Origin of the sequence: Komagataeibacter melomenusus, from assembly GCF_013155395.1 — a bacterium.
Classification (GTDB): domain Bacteria; phylum Pseudomonadota; class Alphaproteobacteria; order Acetobacterales; family Acetobacteraceae; genus Komagataeibacter; species Komagataeibacter melomenusus.
In genome coordinates, this window is record NZ_JABJWC010000029.1 from 26,233 (window position 1) to 46,065 (window position 19,833).

General features: G+C 63.6%; 20 protein-coding genes. 16 read left to right on the forward strand and 4 right to left on the reverse strand.

The features are described from left to right. The 16 genes from rplF (at position 1) to HNW77_RS11600 (ending at position 10,490) form a co-directional block, all read left to right on the forward strand. A complete protein-coding gene (gene rplF / locus HNW77_RS11525; protein ID WP_061271373.1) occupies positions 1-534 on the forward strand; it encodes a 50S ribosomal protein L6 in 534 nt (177 codons plus the stop codon). Then, complete coding sequence (gene rplR / locus HNW77_RS11530) at positions 534-896, forward strand: 50S ribosomal protein L18 (protein WP_172157781.1); 363 nt, start codon at positions 534-536, stop codon at positions 894-896. The genes rplF and rplR overlap by 1 nt, the downstream gene beginning before the upstream one ends. 17 nt (positions 897-913) lie before the next feature. Beyond that, complete coding sequence (rpsE, locus tag HNW77_RS11535) at positions 914-1,492, forward strand: 30S ribosomal protein S5 (RefSeq protein ID WP_014105019.1); 579 nt, start codon at positions 914-916, stop codon at positions 1,490-1,492. After that, positions 1,485-1,673, forward strand: a complete 189-nt coding sequence (gene rpmD, locus HNW77_RS11540; protein ID WP_061271369.1) for a 50S ribosomal protein L30 — start codon at positions 1,485-1,487, stop codon at positions 1,671-1,673. The genes rpsE and rpmD overlap by 8 nt, the downstream gene beginning before the upstream one ends. A 1-nt stretch (position 1,674) precedes the next feature. After that, positions 1,675-2,163, forward strand: a complete 489-nt coding sequence (rplO, locus tag HNW77_RS11545; protein ID WP_172157783.1) for a 50S ribosomal protein L15 — start codon at positions 1,675-1,677, stop codon at positions 2,161-2,163. Positions 2,164-2,321: 158 nt separating this feature from the next. Beyond that, positions 2,322-3,671: a preprotein translocase subunit SecY gene (secY, locus tag HNW77_RS11550; protein ID WP_061271365.1), complete on the forward strand. Its 1,350-nt coding sequence runs from the start codon at positions 2,322-2,324 to the stop codon at positions 3,669-3,671. Beyond that, positions 3,668-4,327 (forward strand): adenylate kinase, encoded by a 660-nt coding sequence (locus tag HNW77_RS11555; RefSeq protein WP_172157785.1) that lies wholly within the window; start codon positions 3,668-3,670, stop codon positions 4,325-4,327. The genes secY and HNW77_RS11555 overlap by 4 nt, the downstream gene beginning before the upstream one ends. A gap of 233 nt (positions 4,328-4,560) precedes the next feature. After that, complete coding sequence (gene rpsM / locus HNW77_RS11560) at positions 4,561-4,938, forward strand: 30S ribosomal protein S13 (protein ID WP_061271361.1); 378 nt, start codon at positions 4,561-4,563, stop codon at positions 4,936-4,938. Between the two features lie 77 nt (positions 4,939-5,015). Beyond that, positions 5,016-5,408, forward strand: a complete 393-nt coding sequence (rpsK, locus tag HNW77_RS11565; RefSeq protein WP_003621069.1) for a 30S ribosomal protein S11 — start codon at positions 5,016-5,018, stop codon at positions 5,406-5,408. Positions 5,409-5,528: 120 nt separating this feature from the next. Then, entirely contained in the window at positions 5,529-6,548 is a 1,020-nt protein-coding gene (locus tag HNW77_RS11570) for a DNA-directed RNA polymerase subunit alpha (protein WP_007399646.1), read from the forward strand. A gap of 33 nt (positions 6,549-6,581) precedes the next feature. Further along, on the forward strand, positions 6,582-7,007 hold the full coding sequence (rplQ, locus tag HNW77_RS11575) for a 50S ribosomal protein L17 (RefSeq protein WP_061271359.1): 426 nt from the start codon (positions 6,582-6,584) through the stop codon (positions 7,005-7,007). A gap of 265 nt (positions 7,008-7,272) precedes the next feature. Continuing rightward, a complete protein-coding gene (locus HNW77_RS11580) occupies positions 7,273-8,316 on the forward strand; it encodes an ABC transporter substrate-binding protein (protein ID WP_172157786.1) in 1,044 nt (347 codons plus the stop codon). Further along, positions 8,313-9,077, forward strand: coding sequence for an ABC transporter permease (locus HNW77_RS11585; RefSeq protein WP_172157787.1), 765 nt, complete (start codon positions 8,313-8,315; stop codon positions 9,075-9,077). Before HNW77_RS11580 ends, HNW77_RS11585 begins: the two co-directional genes overlap by 4 nt. A 5-nt stretch (positions 9,078-9,082) precedes the next feature. Then, positions 9,083-9,892 (forward strand): ABC transporter ATP-binding protein, encoded by an 810-nt coding sequence (locus tag HNW77_RS11590; RefSeq protein ID WP_172157788.1) that lies wholly within the window; start codon positions 9,083-9,085, stop codon positions 9,890-9,892. A 99-nt stretch (positions 9,893-9,991) separates the two neighbouring features. Continuing rightward, the gene (locus HNW77_RS11595) at positions 9,992-10,252 is read left to right on the forward strand and encodes a hypothetical protein (RefSeq protein WP_172157789.1); all 261 of its coding nucleotides are present in this window, start codon (positions 9,992-9,994) and stop codon (positions 10,250-10,252) included. Positions 10,253-10,313: 61 nt separating this feature from the next. Beyond that, positions 10,314-10,490 carry a DUF1328 domain-containing protein gene (locus HNW77_RS11600; RefSeq protein WP_172157790.1) on the forward strand — a complete coding sequence of 59 codons (177 nt, stop codon included), beginning with the start codon at positions 10,314-10,316 and terminating at the stop codon, positions 10,488-10,490. Between the two features lie 60 nt (positions 10,491-10,550). Here HNW77_RS11600 and HNW77_RS11605 read toward each other — a convergent pair whose 3' ends face one another. The 4 genes from HNW77_RS11605 to HNW77_RS11620 all read right to left on the reverse strand — a co-directional run. Continuing rightward, the gene (locus tag HNW77_RS11605; protein ID WP_172157791.1) at positions 10,551-12,107 is read right to left on the reverse strand and encodes an efflux transporter outer membrane subunit; all 1,557 of its coding nucleotides are present in this window, start codon (positions 12,105-12,107) and stop codon (positions 10,551-10,553) included. Between the two features lie 5 nt (positions 12,108-12,112). Beyond that, positions 12,113-15,412 (reverse strand): efflux RND transporter permease subunit, encoded by a 3,300-nt coding sequence (locus tag HNW77_RS11610; RefSeq protein WP_172157792.1) that lies wholly within the window; start codon positions 15,410-15,412, stop codon positions 12,113-12,115. Next, positions 15,409-18,588 (reverse strand): efflux RND transporter permease subunit, encoded by a 3,180-nt coding sequence (locus HNW77_RS11615; protein ID WP_172157794.1) that lies wholly within the window; start codon positions 18,586-18,588, stop codon positions 15,409-15,411. The genes HNW77_RS11610 and HNW77_RS11615 overlap by 4 nt, the downstream gene beginning before the upstream one ends. Before the next feature lie 63 nt (positions 18,589-18,651). Continuing rightward, positions 18,652-19,833: efflux RND transporter periplasmic adaptor subunit (locus tag HNW77_RS11620; RefSeq protein WP_241694429.1), on the reverse strand; the 1,182-nt coding region annotated here is incomplete at its 5' end.

The following is a 19,833-nucleotide window of genomic DNA, read 5'->3' on the forward strand; positions in this document are numbered from 1 at the left end:
ATGTCGCGAGTGGGCAAATATCCCGTCGAAGTTCCGTCGGGCGTTCAGGTTTCCGTTGCTGGTGGCGTGCTGACCACGAAGGGCAAGCTCGGCGAGCTCAAGCTGCCGCTGTCCGGTCATGTCGCCGTTGATGTCGCGGATGGCAAGGTTGCGGTCAAGCCGGTTGGCACCGAGGCCCAGGCCCGCATGATGTGGGGGACCACGCGTTCCCTGATCGCGAGCATGGTCAAGGGTGTGTCGGAAGGGTTTTCCAAGACTCTGGAAATCTCCGGCACCGGTTACCGTGCTGCGGTGCAGGGCAAGAACCTGGTCATGAACCTCGGTTATTCGCATGACATCGTCTATGCGATTCCCGAAGGCATCAAGATCACCACCCCGCGGCCTACGGCCGTGACTGTCGAGGGGATCGACAAGCAGCGGGTTGGTCAGGTTGCGCTTGATATCCGTAGCTTCCGCAAGCCTGAGCCCTACAAGGGCAAGGGTGTCCGTTATGAAACGGAAACCATCCGTCGCAAGGAAGGCAAGAAGAAATAATGAGCACGCAGAAGGATCTGCGGGAGCGGCGGCGCCAGCGTCTCCGTTTCCAGCTTCGCCTCAAGAGTGGTGGCCGTCCGCGTCTGTCGGTGTTCCGTTCGGGCAAGAATATCTACGCGCAGGTGATCGACGATGCAGCTGGCCGCACGCTGGCCGCAGCTTCGACCCTCGACAAGGACCTGCGTGCCACCCTCAAGGGTGGTACGGACGTGAAGGCAGCCGGTGCGGTCGGCAAGCTTCTTGCCGAGCGCGCGGTGGCTGCTGGTGTGTCGAAGGTCGTTTTCGACCGCGGCTCGTATCTGTATCATGGGCGTATCAAGGCCCTGGCGGAGGCTGCCCGTGAGGGCGGTCTCTCGTTCTGACGAAAGGGTCACGCATAATGGCACGTGAACCGAGAGAAGGCGGCCGGGGTGGTCGCGATCGTGACCGCGAAGGCGACGATCTGGTCGACAAGCTGGTTACGATCAATCGTGTTGCCAAGGTTGTAAAGGGCGGTCGCCGCTTTGCATTCGCGGCACTGGTTGTTGTTGGTGACCAGAAGGGTCGCGTAGGGTTCGGCGCGGGCAAGGCCCGTGAGGTTCCCGAGGCGATCCGCAAGGCAACCGACCGCGCCAAGCGGACGATGATCCGCGTTCCGATGAAGGAAGGTCGTACGCTGCATCACGATGTGGCCGGTCACTTCGGGGCGGGCAAGGTTGTCCTGCGTTCTGCTGATGCAGGCACGGGCATCATTGCCGGTGGTCCGATGCGCGCCGTGTTCGAGAGCCTAGGCATCAATGACGTGGTGGCCAAGTCGCTCGGCACCCGCAACCCGCACAACATGGTCAAGGCGACGTTCGCCGCGCTGGAGCGTTGCGCCAGCCCGCGTTCGGTTGCCAACCGCCGTGGCAAGAAGGTTTCGGACATCCTGGGGCGCCGCGAGGCTGCGGTAGCGACGGAGGCTGCGGCCGATGTCTGATACCAAGGCAACCATTCGCGTTACCCAGGTGCATTCTGGCAATGGCCAGAAGCCGGGCCAGCAGGCTACGCTGGTGGGCCTGGGCCTGAACAAGATCGGTCGTACCCGCGAGCTGGAGGATACCCCTTCGGTTCGTGGCATGATCCGCAAGGTGTCCCACCTGATCAAGGTGGAGGATTGAGATGAACCTGAACGAACTTCGTGACAACGAGGGCGCACGCTATCGCAAGAAGCGCCTTGGTCGCGGCATCGGCTCTGGCAAGGGCAAGACGTCGGGCAAGGGTGTGAAGGGCCAGAAGGCACGCTCCGGTGTGTCGCTGAACGGTTTTGAAGGCGGTCAGCTGCCCATCTACCGTCGTCTGCCCAAGCGCGGCTTCAAGAACATCTTCCGCAAGGACTATGCGGTGGTGAACCTGGGCGTGCTCGACAAGGCGATTGCTGCTGGCAAGATCGATGCCAAGGCCGTGGTGACGGAAGAGATCCTGACCAAGGCCGGTCTGGCCGGCTCAGGCCGCTTTGACGGCATCCGCCTGCTTGCCGATGGTGCGCTGAACCATGCCGTGACCATTGAAGTGTCCGGCGCTTCGGCCGGTGCCATTGCCGCAGTTGAAAAGGCTGGCGGCAAGGTGCAGGTCAAGGTCCAGAAGCAGCAGGCTCCTGCCGCCGAATGACCGGCTGGGGGCACAGGCACGTTCTGTACCCGAAGCATGATAAAAGCGATGCTGCTTGCACTCGGCGGGCGCATCGCTTTATTACTTTCTGCGGTTTTTTTTATCATGACAGCGTCCCGTTTTCGGCGGTGGCGCTGTTCTTGTGAAAGGATGGGCGCATGGCCTCCGCGGCCGAACAGTTGGCTGCCAATCTGAATTTCAGCTCCTTCGCCAACGCGACGGAACTGAAGAAGCGTATCTGGTTTACCCTCGGTGCGCTGATCGTTTACCGGATTGGCACCTATATCCCCGTCCCTGGCGTCGATGCGACGGTGATGGGGCAGCTTCTGGCCCGGCATCAGGGCGGTATCCTGGGTATGTTCGATATGTTCACGGGTGGTGCGCTGGGGCGCATGACCGTGTTCGCACTCAACATCATGCCCTATATCAGTGCCTCGATCATCGTGCAGCTCATGTCGGCGGCCATTCCCTCCCTTGAAGCCCTGAAGAAGGAAGGCGAGGGTGGGCGGCGCAAGCTGAATGAATATACCCGCTACCTGACCGTGGTCATTGCGCTGTTCCAGGCCTACGGCATCGCCATCGGGCTGGAGAACATGCATACGGAGGCAGGCTCGGCCGTTGTCTCGCCGGGGCTGTTCTTCATTGTCTCGTGCGTGCTGACGCTGGTGGGCGGCACCATGTTCCTGATGTGGCTGGGCGAGCAGATAACGTCGCGGGGGGTTGGTAACGGCATCTCGCTGATCATCTTCGCGGGTATCGTGGCAAACCTGCCCAATGCGCTCGCAAGCCTGTTCCAGCTTGGCTATACCGGCGCGCTCTCGCCGTTCTTCGTGCTGGTCTTCCTGGTGCTGGCGGCGGTGACCATTGCGTTCATCGTGTTCATGGAACTGGCACAGCGGCGCGTGGTGATCCAGTACCCCAAGCGGCAGGTCGGCCAGCGCATGTTTGGCGGTGACTCGACGCACATGCCGCTGAAGGTGAATACCGCGGGTTCGATTCCGCCGATCTTCGCCTCATCGGTGCTGCTGATTCCCGTGACCATCGCGGGGTTCGTCAACAACAGCTCGATGCCGGGCTGGCTGTCCTTCCTGGGGCAGTCGCTGGGGCAGGGGCAGCCGCTCTACATGCTGTTCTACGCGGCGATGATCGTGTTCTTCTCGTATTTCTATGCGGCGGTGACGTTCAACCCGCAGGAGACGGCGGAAAACCTGCGCAAGCAGGGCGGCTTCGTGCCTGGTATCCGGCCTGGCGCCAACACGGCGGCCTTCTTCGACCGGATCCTGACGCGCATCACGACCATTGGCGCGCTCTATCTTGTCGCTGTCTGCCTGTTGCCGCAGATCCTGATCAGCCATTACAACGTGCCGTTCTATTTTGGTGGTACGAGTCTGATCATTATCGTGACCGTGACGATCGATACGGTGACGCAGGTGCAGTCGCATCTGGTGGCACACCAGTATCAGGGCCTCATGCGTCGCGGACGGGGCCGAAAGGGCAAAATGCGGTGAATATCATTTTTCTCGGGCCGCCGGGTGCCGGAAAAGGCACCCAGTCGAAGCGGCTGGAAGAACGCTACGGAATCGCCCAGATTTCAACGGGCGACATGCTGCGGGCCGAAGTCGCGACCGGCAGCCCGCTCGGGCAGAAGGTCAAGGCGGTCATGGCGAACGGGCAGCTTGTGTCCGATGACCTGATCATTGCCATGATTGAAAACCGCATCCGCCAGCCGGACTGCGCCAAGGGGTTCATCCTTGATGGATTCCCGCGCACGCGGGCCCAGGCGGAAGCGCTTGACGCCATGCTGGCCCGCAGCGGGCAGCACATCGATGCGGTGCTGCTGCTTGACGTGGACGAGGATGCCCTGGCCGACCGGATCGCGGGCCGTTACACCTGCGCCAAGTGTGGCGCGGGCTATAACGACGTGTCCAAGCGGCCGAAGGTGGAAGGTACATGCGATGTGTGTGGTGGCCACGAGTTCATCCGCCGCGAGGATGACCGGCGTGACACCGTGGCCGCGCGCCTGAAAACCTACCGGGAACTGACCGCGCCGATCCTGCCTTATTACGAGGCGGAAACGCGGCTGTACCGTGTGGATGGCATGGCCGATATCGATGACGTGACGAAGCAGGTCTTCGGGATTATCGATCGTATCACTAAAAAGTGATGCGAAATAATTGACTCAATGGGGGGCAGCAGTATATTGCGCGCCCTCAAGGTATGAGCGTCGTGTGAGTCGTCCATGAGGGGCGGCTCGTAGGGCCAGAATGTATGATGATGGGGTTGGCCGGTCGTAAACCGGTATGTTCACGATGCTCCCGCCACACAGGGCGGGTGGTGTGACGCAGCCCTGCCTGATAGTTAGTGCCCTGAATCAGGGGCGGACGAGGAGTAAGTGGCGTGGCACGTATTGCCGGCGTGAACATCCCTAGCAACAAGCGGGTCACAATTGGCCTTCGTTATATCTATGGTATCGGGGCCACCAAGGCCCAGGCGATCTGCGACAAGCTGGAAATCCCGGCTGAGCGGCGCGTCAACGAACTGTCTGACGACGAGATCGGCAAGATCCGTGAACTGATCGACAGCGATTACCGCGTTGAAGGTGACCTTCGCCGTGAAGTGGCGATGAACATCAAGCGCCTGATGGACCTGGGCTGCTACCGTGGCCTGCGCCACCGTCGTGGCCTGCCTGTCCATGGTCAGCGGACTCATACCAACGCCCGTACCCGCAAGGGTAAGGCCGTGGCGATTGCGGGCAAGAAGAAGGCGACCCGCTAATCAGCGGATTGCCTGGTATGAGTGCATGGAGCCTGCGGGTTCCGTGCACCGTTTGAACTGACAGGATCGAGAAAATTATGGCGAAAGCTGCGGCTCCGCGTATTCGTAAGAAAGAGCGGAAAAACATCATTTCCGGTGTGGCGCATGTGCTGTCCACCTTCAACAACACCATGATCACCATCTCGGATGCGCAGGGCAATGCGATTGCCTGGTCTTCCGCTGGTGCCCAGGGTTTCAAGGGCTCGCGCAAGTCCACGCCGTATGCGGCGCAGGTTGCCGCCGAGGATGCAGGCCGCAAGGCCCGCGAGCACGGCATGGAAACGCTGGAGATCGAGGTTTCCGGTCCGGGTTCGGGGCGTGAGAGCGCCCTGCGCGCGCTGCAGGCTGTCGGCTTCTCGATCACGGCCATCCGTGACATGACGCCGGTGCCGCATAACGGCTGCCGCCCCCGCAAGCGCCGTCGCGTCTGATACGCCGTCTGCCTTAGTCGTATTCCCCCGCATGCGGGGGAAGATTGTCATTCCGGTATCCTGCCACAGGGTACCATCTGCCACTCTCGGGTGGCAGATCAGTCTTGAAAGGCCATTACCTTGGTCCTCCAGAAAAACTGGCAATCCCTGATCAAGCCGGAAAAGCTGGAAGTCGAACCGGGGGCGGAACCTTCACGCATTGCTACCGTCGTAGCCGAGCCGCTGGAACGCGGGTTTGGCATGACGCTGGGCAACGCGATCCGTCGGGTTCTGCTGTCGTCCCTGCAGGGGGCTGCGGTTACGGCAATCCAGATTGACGGCGTGCTGCATGAATTCTCGTCGGTGGCGGGTGTTCGTGAAGACGTGACCGACATCGTGCTGAACATCAAGCAGCTCGCGCTGCGCATGCATGGCGAAGGCCCCAAGCGCATGGTGCTGACGGCCACCGGCCCCGGCGAAGTGCGTGCCGGCCAGATCCAGACCGGGCATGACATTGAAGTCATGAACCCCGATCTCGTGATCTGCACCCTTGATGAAGGGGTGAAGTTCGGGATGGAGTTCACCGTGAACATGGGCAAGGGCTATGTTCCGGCAGCGGCCAACCGCCCGGAAGATGCGCCGATCGGCCTGATCCCGGTTGATGCCATCTACTCCCCGGTCCGTCGCGTGTCGTACAAGGTGGAGCAGACCCGCGTGGGTCAGGTCACCGATTATGACCGCCTGCTGCTGACGGTGGAAACCAACGGCGCGGTGACACCGGAAGATGCCGTGGCCCTGGCCGCGCGTATCCTGCAAGATCAGCTCCAGCTGTTCATCAACTTCGATGAGCCGCGCACGGTGCGTACGGAAGAGCCGCAGGATGACCTGCCGTTCAACCGCAACCTGCTGCGCAAGGTTGATGAGCTTGAGCTGTCGGTCCGCAGTGCGAACTGCCTGAAGAACGACAACATCGTCTATATCGGTGATCTGGTTCAGAAGACCGAGCAGGAGATGCTGCGTACCCCGAACTTCGGCCGCAAGTCGCTCAATGAGATCAAGGAAGTCCTGACCGCCATGGGGCTTTCACTGGGTATGAATGTGCCGGCATGGCCGCCGGAAAATATCGAAGATCTGGCCAAGAGGCTCGACGAGCCGTTCTGATCCTCCGAACCGGATAAAACAGGAAATTACATCATGCGTCACGGTGTTGCCGGCCGTAAGCTCGGCGTTACCTCGTCCCATCGACAGGCCATGTTTCGCAACATGGCTGTCGCCCTGATCAAGCACGAACAGATCACCACCACGCTGCCCAAGGCGAAGGAACTCCGCCCGGTTGTGGAAAAGCTGATCACCCTTGGCAAGCGCGGCGATCTGCATGCCCGCCGCCAGGCTTTCGCCCAGCTGCGTGACGACAAGATCGTGTCCAAGCTGTTTGCTGCCGTGGCTGACCGCTACAAGGCGCGCTCGGGTGGTTACACCCGCGTGCTGCGTGCGGGCATGCGCCATGGCGATGCGGCTGACATGGCCGTGATCGAACTGGTTGACCGCGATGTGTCGGCCAAGGGCCAGGACAGCGGTCCGCGCCCCGAGGCCGCCACGGAAGAAAACCTGGCAGCCTGAGGAACCCTGTTCCTTCAAGAAAGCCCGGCTTTATGCCGGGTTTTTTTGTGTCGCGGGCCTAATTGATCTTTTTCATCGTTATATAGATATACAGGCAGGATTTCGTACATTACTGATTAATACACTTGGCTTGTGTTCAAAAGGCATCGCGCTCTGTCGTCTGGCCTGAAGGCAGGCGATGCGTGGCATCTTTTATCAATCGGGTGTTTTCAAAAAATCTCTTACCCGCAGGATTTGGCCTGCGTGGCAGGATGGGGCGTAAGACATGGCAGCAAGGGTTTGGGGGCATCTGTTACGGCGCGGGCTTTACGCCATGGCCAGCGTGATGATGCTGTGCGGCACGGCGCAGGCGGCTGCCGTGCGGGTGGGCTATATTCCCGTCATCGGTTCGGCGCCGCTTTTTGTCATGCAGGGCACGAACTGGGGGCATGATGCGGGCGTGGAGTTGCAGCTTGTGCGCTTCCAGTCCGGGCCGCAGGCCATACAGGCGCTGATATCGGGCAAGATCGATGCCTATGTGGCGGGCGTGCTGCCGCTGTTGCAGGCCCGTGCGCATGGCGCGGATGTCAAGGTGGTGGCCAGTGCGGCGACGGAGGAGCTTGAGGTCGTCGCACGCGGGGATCTGGCAACGGGCCTGCCCGAGCAGCCTGCAACACTGGCCCCCGATGCGCTGCGCCAGCGCCTGGCCGATTTTACCAGCAGGGATGGCCACAAGCCCAAGATTGCCGCCCAGCCCCTGGGCTCGGTGCCGGACACGCTGCTGCGTTACTGGCTGAAGGCAGGCAACGGGCTCGACCCGGCGCAGGTGGCCGATATCGTGGGCATTGATATCGATGCCGCCCAGCAGGCCTTTCTGGCAGGCGCGGTGGATGGCGCGATCCTGCGCGAACCGGCATTGACCATCATCCGCCACCGTCTGCCCGCAACACGGGTGCTGGCCTCGGGTCATGACCTCATGCCCGGCCAGCCGGGATCGGTGCTGGCCATTGTCAATGAAAACGCGCCTGACCGGGCGGCGTGGAAAAACGCGTTTGTCAGCGCTTTCGTCAAGGCCACGCAACTTCTGGCAACCGACCCCGAGCAGGCGGCGCCTTACGTGCAGCAAGCACTTGGCGGTGGCATGCTGCCCACGGCGATCATCATCGAGGCGCTGAAGGCTTCGGCGGGTGGTTATGTGTCCGATCCCGAGCGGATCGTGGCGGCCGTGGGCAAGTTGCAGGATTTCGAGGTTGAGAGCGGCCTGCTGCGCAAGGCCGAGCCGGTGGCCGACCTGTTTGACCTCGAGACCTACCGGCAGGTCCGGCCATGAGCCAGGCCCGCGCCCACCTGCTTCGTCCTGCTCTCGGGCTGGCCGGGGTGGTCGTGCTGTTTGGCGTATGGGAAGGCGCCGTGCGCTGGGGGTGGATACAGTCCGGCTTCCTGCCAGCGCCCTCCAGCCTCGGCCCGGCATGGCTGGATGAGGTGCGCAGCGGGGCATGGGTGCAGGCCATCCGCGACAGCCTGACCCATTACCTGACCGGCCTTGTGGCCGGTTCGGTCATGGGCACGCTGGTGGGGCTGCTGTGCGGGGCGCTGCCGGTGCTTGATGGGCTGCTCTCGGGCATCGTGCGCGTGCTGCGCCCCATCCCGGGCCTGGCCTGGGTGCCGTTTGCCATATTGTGGTTCGGGCTGAACACGGCGGGGGCCACGTTCATCATCGCCATCTCTGTGTTCTGGATCAATTTCTATGCCGCCTATGGCGCGGTGCGCGCAATCGACCCGGACCTGTATGAGGTCGCCGCCGCCTTCGGCCATGGCGGCTTCTGGGCGCGGCTGCGCACGGTGGTGCTGCCTGCCGCAAGCCCCGGCGTGCTTGATGGGCTGCGCACGGGCATCGGGCAGGCCTGGATGTCGGTCGTGGCGGCGGAACTGTTTGGCGTGCCGGGCATTGGCGCGCGGATGATGCAGGCCTCGAGCCTGCTCGCGACCGATCTGGTGGTGGTCTACATGCTCACCATGGCGCTGCTCTATGCGGTGACCGACACGCTGTTCATGCTGGTGCGGCGCAGGCTGCTGGGCTGGCAGGGATGAACACGATGGCACCATGCGAAACTGGCCCCGCCAGCCCCGGCGCGGTCGTGGTGCGGCTGGAGAATATCGGCCTGTCGCACGATCATGGGCGCAGTTTCATCCTGCGCCATGTCGATCTTGAAATCCGGGCTGGCGAGTTCGTGGCGCTGCTCGGTCCCTCGGGCGTGGGCAAGTCCACGCTGCTGCGCGTCATCATGGGGCTTGTGCCCCCGAGCGAGGGGCAGGTGACGCTGCACGCGCGCCCAGCGCAGGCACACCGGCCCGCCGCCATGGTGTTTCAGGATGCCAAGCTCATGCCGTGGCGCAGCGTGCGGCGCAATGTGGAACTCGGGCTTGAGGGGCTGGGGCTGAACCGCGCCGCGCGGCACGCCCGCGCCATGGCTGCCCTTGAACTGGTGGGACTGGCCGACAGGGCGGAGCGCTGGCCACGCCAGCTTTCAGGCGGGCAGCGCCAGCGCGTTGGCGTGGCGCGGGCGCTGACGGTGGAACCTGACCTGCTGCTGATGGATGAACCCTTTGGCGCGCTCGATGCCATTACGCGCGCCGGCCTGCAGCGCGAACTGCTCGACATCCATGCCCGCAGGCAGGGCACGGTGCTGTTCGTGACCCATGACCTTGACGAGGCCCTGCTGCTCGCTGACCGCATCATCATCCTGCAGGGTCACCCGGCGGGGGTGAAGGGCGACTTCATGGTGGGGCCACGCCCGCATGAGGGGGCGGCCGTGCAGGCCATGGCCGCGCGCATGAAGCGGCTGATTGCCGGTGAACCCGACCCCGGCGCGGATGCGGCCTATTGGCAGGCATCGGAGATATGATAAGTCTCGGCACTCACCCTGCCTGGCGCAGGTGGGCATGAAGGCATGGGGGCAAGGCGGTCGGGCCTGCGCCCCTGGCAAGCATAGGGAAGACAGAGCATGACAAATCCCCCCAACCTTGAAGCGCATCTCGAGGAAGGCATCGGCCGCCTTCAGGATGGGCTGGATGGTTTTGTCGGTGATTCCGGCATGCCGCTGTCAGCCCGCATGCAGGGCGCCGGTGGTGCCGCACAGCAGGGCCTGGGCGAGATCTGCGACAGCCTGCGTGACGTGACCGCCGACCGCCCGCTCGTGGCGCTGCTTGGGGCCTCCTTCCTGGGCTTTATCGTAACCGCGTTCCTGCGCCGCAGGCGCGGTTGAGGCAACATATGCCGTGCTGTCGCGTTGAATGGCGCATGACCGATTTGCAAGGAAATAAGCCATGCTGAAACTGGCGCTGTTTTTTCTTATTGTCTCGCTGGTGGCCGGTCTGTTCGGCTTCAGTGGCATTTCCGCCGTTTCGGCAGGGATGGCGAAGATCCTGTTCTTCATTGCCATCCTGTGCTTCGTGGTCGTGGTGCTGCTGGTGCTGTTCTCGGCTAATACGTTATTCCGGTAGCAACCCGCCCGGCCCTGCCAAAACCCCCTGCGCCATGCGGCACAGGGGGTTTTTTCATGCCTATTTGTTGGTGTCCTTCTGGATGAAGGAGGGCAGGAGCGGATTGTCCTTTTGCAGCGATTTCTTGCTGGGCAGGCGGGAGGCATCCCACCCGCCGCCAAGCGCCTGCACCAGGCTCACGCTGTCGACCATGCGCTGCTGCTGGATGCCAAGCAGCGTCTCGGCATCGCTCAGGGCCGAATTCTCGTTGGTGATGACGGTGGTATAGATCGCGGTTCCGGCCTCGTACTGGTTGAGCGAGACCTCGACCGTGCGGTTGGCGAGGTCGAGCGCCTTCTGCTGCTGGCGGCTCTGCTCGGCCAGGATGCGCAGGTTCGAAAGCTGGTCTTCCGTGTTCTGCAGGGCGGTCAGCACGGTCTGGCGGTAGGTGGCCACCGCGCTGTCATACTGGGCATTGGCCTCATGCACGGCCGCCGTGCGCGAGCCGCCCTCAAACAGCACCTCGGTGGCGGAAGCGCCAAGCGACCATACCCGGTTCATGGCCTGCATCAGCGAGGTCACCGGGTCGCCGCCACTTTGGGAATAGCTGGCATTGATGGTGATGTCGGGGAAGAAGGCGGCCATGTCCGCGCCGATCATGGCGTTGTATTCCTCCATCGTGCGCTCGGCGGCGGCAATGTCGGGGCGGCGTTGCAGCAGGTCGGCCGGCACGCTGACCGGAATGGGCGGCACGGTGCGCGCAAGCTCCGCCGGGGCGATCGTGACATCGGCGGGCGGCTTGCCCACCAGCACGGCAATGGCGTGCTCGTACTGCGCGCGGTTGATGCCCGCCTGAACCAGCGAGGCCCGGTTCTGCTCCAGCGTGGTGCGGGCCTGCAGCACGGCGGTGGGGTCCGCGGTGCCCGCCTCGAACTGGTTCTGGGTAATCTGGAGCGCCTGTTCATTGAAGTGGACATAGCGCTGCAAGAGGTCGGTCAGGCTGTCCTGGTAGCGCAGGTTGAAATAGGCCGTGGCCAGTTGCGCCTGATAGGACAGCGTGGCGTTGGCAAGGTCGGCCGCACTGGCCTGCGCCGCGGTCACCTGCTCCTGCACCTGCCGGCGGATCTTGCCCCAGATGTCGAGATCCCAGCTGGCGCTGGGGCCGATATCATAGGTGTTATAGGTCGAGCCCTCCTTGGCGTAATTGCTGCCGGTGGAGGAAAGCGACCCCGCCCCATGTCCCGCGCGGTTGAAGCCAAGGCTGCCGCTGATGGTGGGGAAAAGCTGGGCGCGCACGCTGTCGATCATGGCGCGCGCGTTACGGTAATTGGCCTCGTACTGCTTCACGTTCTGGTTGGAGATCGCAACCTGCGCCTCCAGCGCGTTCAGCACGGGGTCGTTATAGATTGTCCACCAGTCATGCTTGGGCAGCTCCGCAAGCTTCGGGTTGGCGGTTTCCCAGCCGGGTTCGGGCCGCAATTCCTTGAAGTGGGCCGAGACGATGGCGGCGGGGCGATGGTATTTCGGCCCGATCATGCATCCGCTCAGCGCCGCAAGCGGCACAAGGGCCAGGCCAAGGCGCAGGCGGCGGCGGGGCGCATGGCTGGCACGGATGGGGGATGGCGAGGGACGTGTCATCCGGTTCAGGAATCCTGCTGGTGGGAAAGACGATGGCGTCGGGACAGCCGCCCATACAGCCGGTTGAAAAGGTCGCGGCAGGCTATCCCCATATGGTCGAGATAGAGATAGACAACCGGCGTGGTATAAAGCGTGAGCGCCTGGCTGACGAGCAGCCCCCCCACGATGGCGATGCCCAGCGGGCGGCGCAGTTCCGAGCCGTAGCCATGGCCGAAGATGAGCGGCAGGGCCCCAAGGGCTGCGGCGAACGTGGTCATCATGATCGGACGGAAGCGCAGCAGGCAGGCCGTGCGGATGGCCTCGAGCGCGGTGTGCCCCTCATCGCGCTCGGCGGTGATGGCGAAGTCGACCAGCATGATGGCGTTCTTCTTCACGATGCCGATCAGCAGGATCACCCCGATCATGGCAATCAGCGAGAACGCCTCGCCAAACACCTGCAACGCCAGCAGCGCGCCCACGCCCGCCGAGGGCAGGGTGGAGAGAATGGTCAGCGGGTGCACGTAGCTTTCGTACAGGATGCCCAGCACCATGTACACCGCCGCCAGCGCGGCAAGGATGAGCAGCGGCTCGTTATTGACCGATTTCTGGAACTGCGCGGCATTGCCCGCAAACGCGCCCTGTATGTTGTCGGGCATGTGCAGGCGCACCATCTCTTCATTGATGATCTGCACCGCCTGGCTGAGCGAGACGCCATTGCTCAGGTTGAACGAGACCGTGCTCGAGACCGTCTGCCCGTCATGGTTGATGCTGAGCGCGGTCTTGGTGGGCTTGAGGGTGGAGACGAGCGTGAGCGGCACCATGGATTCCGAAGAGGTGGAAACCGCCGACCCGGTCGAGGCGCTGTTGCCGCCCGCCAGCTTGTTGGCAATCTGGTTGCGAAAGGATTCAGCACTCAGTTGCGATGCGGTGGTGCCGGTATCGGCCTTGACGCGGATGGTGTTGGACTGCGTGCCGCCGCCCGCCGTGCCGCCCGCAACACTGACCCAGACCTGCTTGAGCGTGGTCGGATCGGACCAGAAGCGGGGCTCGACCTCCATCACCACGCGGTACTGGTTGAGCGCATTATAGATGACCGAGGCCGAACGCTGGCCATACGCATCATAGAGCGTGTTCGACACAAGCTGCGGCGTGATGTTGAGGCGGCTTGCGGTATCGCGGTCGATCTGTACGTCAAGCGCTGAACCACCCTGCAGCACGTCCGATGAGATATCGGAGAGTTCATGATGCTTCTGCAACGCCGAGACCAGCAGCGGCGTCCATTTGTACAGGTCCTTCGAGGAATCGGAATGCAGCGAATACTGGTAGGCCGCATTGCTCTGCCGCCCGCCAATGCGCAACTGCCCCGGCGCCGAGGCATAGAACGTGGCGCCCACCATGTTGTGCAGCCGGCGTGAAATGCGGGCGATGGTCTGGGCAGGGGTGTCGTTGCGCGCTGACTTGTCCTTCAGCGTGACGAACATGTTGGCCTGGTTGGAACTGCCGCGCCCGCCCATGAAGCCCATCACATGCGCCACGTCCCGGTCCGCCATGATGGCGGACTGCACGGTATGCACCTGCGCCTGCATGGCCTGGAAGGAAATGGACTGGTCCCCCATCAGGTGGCCCATCAGCATGCCGGTATCCGATTCAGGGAACAGGCTCTTGGGCATCTTGATGAACAGCCCGACCATGATGGCGATGGTGACGGGTAGCGACAGGATGGTGATGCGCCGGTGCGTGATCGCCCATTCCAGCGAATGCGCATAGCCCTGCTGGGCAGCATTCAGCCCGGCTTCCAGCCACAGGCCGATGCGCCCGAACACGCTTGTGGCCGAGGTGGGTTTTTCATACTGCCTGAGCAGGCGCGAGGTCATCATGGGGGTGAGCGAGAGCGACAGCACCATGGAGATGACGATGGTGAGCGACATCGTCATGGCGAATTCATGGAACAGGCGCCCCGCCACCCCGCTGAGCAGCAGGATGGGCAGGAACACCGCAATCAGCGATACCGTGATCGACAGCACCGTGAACGCCACCTCGCGCGTGCCGAGCAGGGTGGCCTGCAGCCGGTCCATGCCCGCCTCCATATGGCGGCTGATGTTCTCCACCACCACGATGGCGTCATCCACCACGAAGCCGGTGGAAATGGTCAGCGCCATGAGCGAGAGGTTGTCGATCGAATACCCCATCAGTTTCATCGCGCCGAAGGTGGTGATGATGGAGGTGGGCACGACAATGGCGGGGATGATGGTGATGCGCGGCGAGCGCAGGAACAAAAGCACCACCAGCACCACCAGCACCACCGACAGCACCAGCGTGAACTGCGTATCGGCCAGGGCGGCGCGGATGGTGGTGGAGCGGTCCATGAAGTTGCCAAGGTCCACATCCGCCGGCAATGCGGCCCGCAGCATGGGAATCTGCGCGCGGATCTGGTCATTGGTGTTGATGATGTTGGCCCCGGCCTGCGCGAAGATGATGGCCAGCACGCCGGACTTGCCATCCACATAGCCCGCGTTGCGCACGTCTTCCACGCTGTCATGCACGTAGGCCACGTCTTCAAGCCGCACGGGGCGGCTGTCATGGTAGGCCACGATCAGGTCGCGATAGGCCTGGGCGTTATGTGCCTGGTCGTTGGTGGACAGCACGAAGCGGCTGTCGCCCTGATCGATGAAGCCCTTGGGCGTATGCGCGTTGGCGGAGGCGAGGGCCGCGCGGATATCTTCAAACCCGATGCCGAATTTGTACAGCGCCAGCGGGTTCATCTCCACCCGCACGGCAGGCAGCGAACTGCCGCCGATCTCGACCTGCCCCACGCCCTGGATCTGCGAGAGGTGCTGCTGCAGCACGTTCGAGGCCAGGTCATAAAGCTGCGGCGCCGTGCGCGTGCGCGAGGTCAGCGCCAGGATCATGACCGGCGCGCCGTTGGGGTTGGCCTTGAAGTAGCTCGGGTTCTGCCGCAGCGAGGAGGGCAGGTCGGCATGGGCGGCCTGCAGCGCCGCCTCCACGTCACGCGCGGCGCCGTTGATGTCGCGGTCGAGCGAAAACTGCAGCGTGATCCGCGCCTGGTTGGCCGATGACTGCGAGGTCATTTCCGTCAGGTCGGCAATGGCGCCGAGATGCCGCTCGAGCGGGGCGGCCACCGAGCTTGCAATTTCCTCGGGCGAGCCACCGGCCTGCTGCGCCTGCACCTGTATGACCGGAAAGTCCACATTGGGCATGTCGGCCACCGGCAGGGTGGTATAGCCGATAATGCCACCCAGGATCAGCGCCACCGTCAGCAATATGGTGGCGACCGGCCTGCGCACGAAGATGGCAAGCGGGTTCATGCAGAAGCCTGCGGGCCGGGCTGGCCACCATCAGGTCTGGTTTCATCCGTCGTGCCAAAGCGGCGGCTAAGCTTCTGGCTGATCCCGTCCATGAGCAGGTAGATGACCGGCGTGGTGAACAGCGTGAGCAACTGGCTTACCGCAAGCCCGCCCACGATGGCGATGCCCAGCGGCCGGCGCAGTTCCGAGCCGGTGCCGGTGCCCAGCATCATCGGCACCGCTCCCAGCATGGCGGCCAGCGTGGTCATGAGGATGGGGCGGAAGCGCAGCAGGGCGGCATGACGGATGGAGTGGAGCGGCGTCATGCCCTCCACCCGCTCGGCCTCAAGCGCGAAGTCGATCATCATGATGGCGTTTTTCTTCACGATGCCGATCAGCAGCACCAGCCCGATGATGCCCATCACATCCAGCCCCGAGCCCGTCAGCCACAGCGCCAGCAGCGCGCCGATGCCAGCCGAGGGCAGGGTGGACAGGATGGTGATGGGATGGACAAAGCTCTCATACAGGATGCCCAGCACGATATAGACCGCCACCAGCGCCGCCAGCACCAGCCACGCCTCGTTTGACAGCGAGCTGCGGAAGGCCGCCGCCGTGCCCTGGAACGAGGTCTGGAAGCTCGAGGGCAGGTGGATGTCCTTCGCCGCCCGCTCGATCGCATCCGTCGCATCGCCCAGCGCGTAGCCGGGCCTGACGTTGAACGAGACGGTCGTGGCCGGGAACTGCCCCACATGCGTGATCAGCAGCGGCGCGGTGTCCTGCGTGAGCGTGGTGACGGAGGAAAGTGGCACCAGCCCCGAGGTTGGCGAGCGGGTGGGGCCGGACGTGCTCTCGCCCGCATTGCCGCTGATGCCCGGCAGGTAGATCTGGCTCAGCGAGCCCATGTCCTGCTGGAAGCTGGGCGTGGCCTCGAGGATCACGCGGTACTGGTTGGACTGGGTGAAGATGGTCGAGATCTGGCGCTGGCCAAAACTGTCATACAGCACGTTGTCGATGGTCTGCGGCGTGATCGAGTAGCGGGCACCCGTGGTGCGGTCGAGATCGACATGCGCCACCAGCCCCGCCGCCTGCAGGTCCGATGTCACGTCGGACAGGGCTTTTTCCTGCTGCAGGCGGGCGATGAATTTCGGCACCCAGGTGGTGAACTGGCTGTAGTCGGGGTTCTCCAGCAGGAACTGGTACTGCGTGGCGGCAACCGAGGTATCGAGCGAGAGATCCTGCACCGGCTGCACGTACAGTTCGGCCCCCGGTATGTCGGCGGTCTCGGCCCGCAGGCGGGTTGCGACCTGCTGCGCGGTGGAGGAACGTTTGCCCACCGGCTTGAGGTTGATGAGGAAGCGCCCCTGGTTGAGGGTGACGTTCTGCCCGTCCACCCCCACGAAGGAGGACAGGCTGGCCACGTCCCTGTCCTGCAAGATCCGCTCGGCAAGTTCCTGCTGGTGGCGCTTCATTGCGGTAAACGAGGTGGATTGCGCCATGACCGATATGCCCTGGATCACGCCCGTATCCTGCACGGGGAAGAACCCCTTGGGAATGATCACCGCCAGCACGCCGGTCAGCATCAATGTCGCGCCAAACACGCCCAGCGTGAGCCTGCGGTGGCGCAGCACCACATCGAGCGCGCGGCCATAGCCCTCGATCGTGGCGACCGTCCAGTGCTCGATGGCGGCTGACCAGGCGGGCTCGGCATGCTTGGTGTCGTGCTCATGCAGCAGGCGGGCGCACATCATGGGCACCAGCGTGAGCGACACCACGGCGGAGAGGATGATGGTGACCGCCAGCGTCATGGCGAATTCATGGAACAGGCGGCCCACCACATCCCCCATGAACAGCAGCGGGATCAGCACTGCGATCAGCGATACGGTGAGCGAGATGATGGTGAACCCGATCTCGCCCGCGCCCTTGAGTGCGGCCTGCATGCGGGTGTCGCCCATCTCGATGTAGCGGGCGATGTTCTCGATCATGACGATGGCGTCATCCACCACGAAGCCCGTGGCGATGGTGAGCGACATGAGCGAAAGGTTGTCGAGCGAGAAGCCGAACAGGTACATCACCGCCAGCGTGCCCACCAGCGACAGCGGCACCGACAGGCTGGGGATCAGCGTGGCCGGCACGTTGCGCAGGAACACGAAGATCACGCCCACGACCAGCACCAGCGCCAGGCCGAGTTCAAACTCCACATCCTCCACCGAGGCGCGGATGGTCGTGGTCCGGTCGGTCAGCGGCGTGATGGTGATGCCCGGCGGCAGGGCCTCCTGCAGTCGGGGCAGGGCGTATTTGATGTTGTCCACCACCGCGATCACGTTCGCACCCGGCTGGCGCTGCACGTTCATGACCAGCGCAGGCGTGCGGTTGGCCCAGGCGGCCAGTTCCGTGTTCTCCGGCCCGATCACCACGCTGGCCACGTCGCGGATGCGCACGGGGCCGTTGTTCTGATAGGCGATGACCTGGTCAAGCAGTTGCTGCACCCCGGTGATCTGCCCGTCAATGCGCAGCGTGGTCGCGCGCTTGGGGCCATCGAACGTGCCGGTGGGGGAGTTGATGTTCACGTTGCCGATGGTGGTGCGCAGCGTATCAAGGTCGATGCCGAACGAGGTCAGCTTGGGGATGTTGACGCGCACCCGCAGCGCCTTGCGGTTGCCGCCCGAAAGGGTCACGAGCCCCACGCCCGAGATCTGGCTGATCTTCTCGGCCAGGCGGGTATCGACGTAATCCTCCACCTCCGTCAGCGGCATGGTCTTGGACGAGATGCCAAGGGTCACGACCGGCGTATCGGCGGGGTTGACCTTGGCATAGACCGGCGGGGCGGGCAGGTCGGTGGGCAGCAGCGAATTGGCCTGGTTGATCGCGGCCTGCACCTCCTGCTCGGCAATGTCCATGGTCATGGTCAGGCCAAAGCGCAGGGTAATGACCGATGAGCCGCCCGATGAGCGTGATGTCATCTGCTCCAGCCCCGACATTTCGCCAAGCTGCGTTTCAAGCGGGGCGGTGACGGAGGTGGCCATCACATCGGGGCTGGCGCCGGGGTAGAAGGTCTGCACCGTGATGGTGGGGTATTCCACCTCCGGCAGGGCCGATACGGGCAGGAAGTGATAGCCCAGAAGCCCCGCCAGCAGGATGGCCAGCATGAGCAGCGTGGTCGCGACCGGACGGTGGATGAAAAGGCGGGAGGGATTCACGCGGCAATCTCCGGCAACGCGCAGGGCAGGTCAGGCAGGGGGGTGGGCAGGCGGGCGCGCACCCTAGTCCTTGCCCTTCTGCGCGGTGGCGGGGCTGTCGACCTGGGGAATGCTCACCTTCACCCCGTCACGCAGGTGGTCCACGCCATCGGTCACCACGCGCTCGCCTTCCTTCACGCCGTCTGTCACCACGGTCATGGTGTTGTTGGCATGGCCGGTCTTGACGTTGCGCACCTCGACCGTGCTGTCCGCCTTGACCACGTACACGAACTGGCCGTTGGGGCCATTTTGCAAGGCATTGGTGGGCACGAGCAGGGCATCATGGTCGGTGCTGACCAGCATGCGGGCGTTGACGAACTGGTTGGGGAAGAGTTCTTCCTGCGAATTGGGGAAGATCGCGCGCATGCGCACCGTGCCGGTCGAGGTATCGATCTGGCTGTCAAGCACGCTGGCCTGGCCGGTTGCGATCTTGTTGAGGTTGGCGCTGTCCCATGCATCGACCGAAAGCGGCGTGCCTTCGCGCAGGCGGGTGGCCACGGGGCCGATGTCGTTTTCAGGCAGGGTGAAGATGACCGAGATCGGCTGCATCTGCGTCAGGATCACCAGGCCGTTGGTCTGGCCTGCGGTGATGTAGTTGCCCATGTCCACTTCACGGATGCCCACGCGCCCGTCAACGGGGGCCACGATATGGCAGTAGGTGATCTGGAGTTTCTCGTTATCGACAAGCGCCTGGTCGGCCTTGACCGTGCCCTCGAGCTGCTCGACCTTGTACTGCTGATCCTTGGCCGTCATGGCGGCGACGCTGTTCTGCTGGATCAGGCGCTGGTAGCGCGCGTTGTCCACCTGGGCGGCCCTGAGCTGGGCCACGTCCTGCGCCAGCTGGCCTTCATACTGGGCCAGCAGCACCTCATAGGGGCGCGTGTCGATCAGGGCCAGCAGGTCGCCCTTGTGCACATGCTGCCCCTCGGTAAAGAGCACCTGCATCAGGTAGCCATCGATGCGCGACTGCACGGTAACGTTGGTGATGGGCACCACCGTGCCCAGTTCCGTCAGCACCACCGGCATGTCGCCCCGGCTTACGGCGGTGACCGCCACCGGCTGGTCGCCGCTTGCGGCGTGCTTCTTGTGGGTGTCGCCGTGGGGGCGCAGGAAAGCGACCGCCAGGATGACCGCCAGCGCCCCGCCCGCCAGGTAGAGCACGCGCCGCCCACGGCGCGGTCGGTCGGTCGGGGGTGTGGGTGTGGC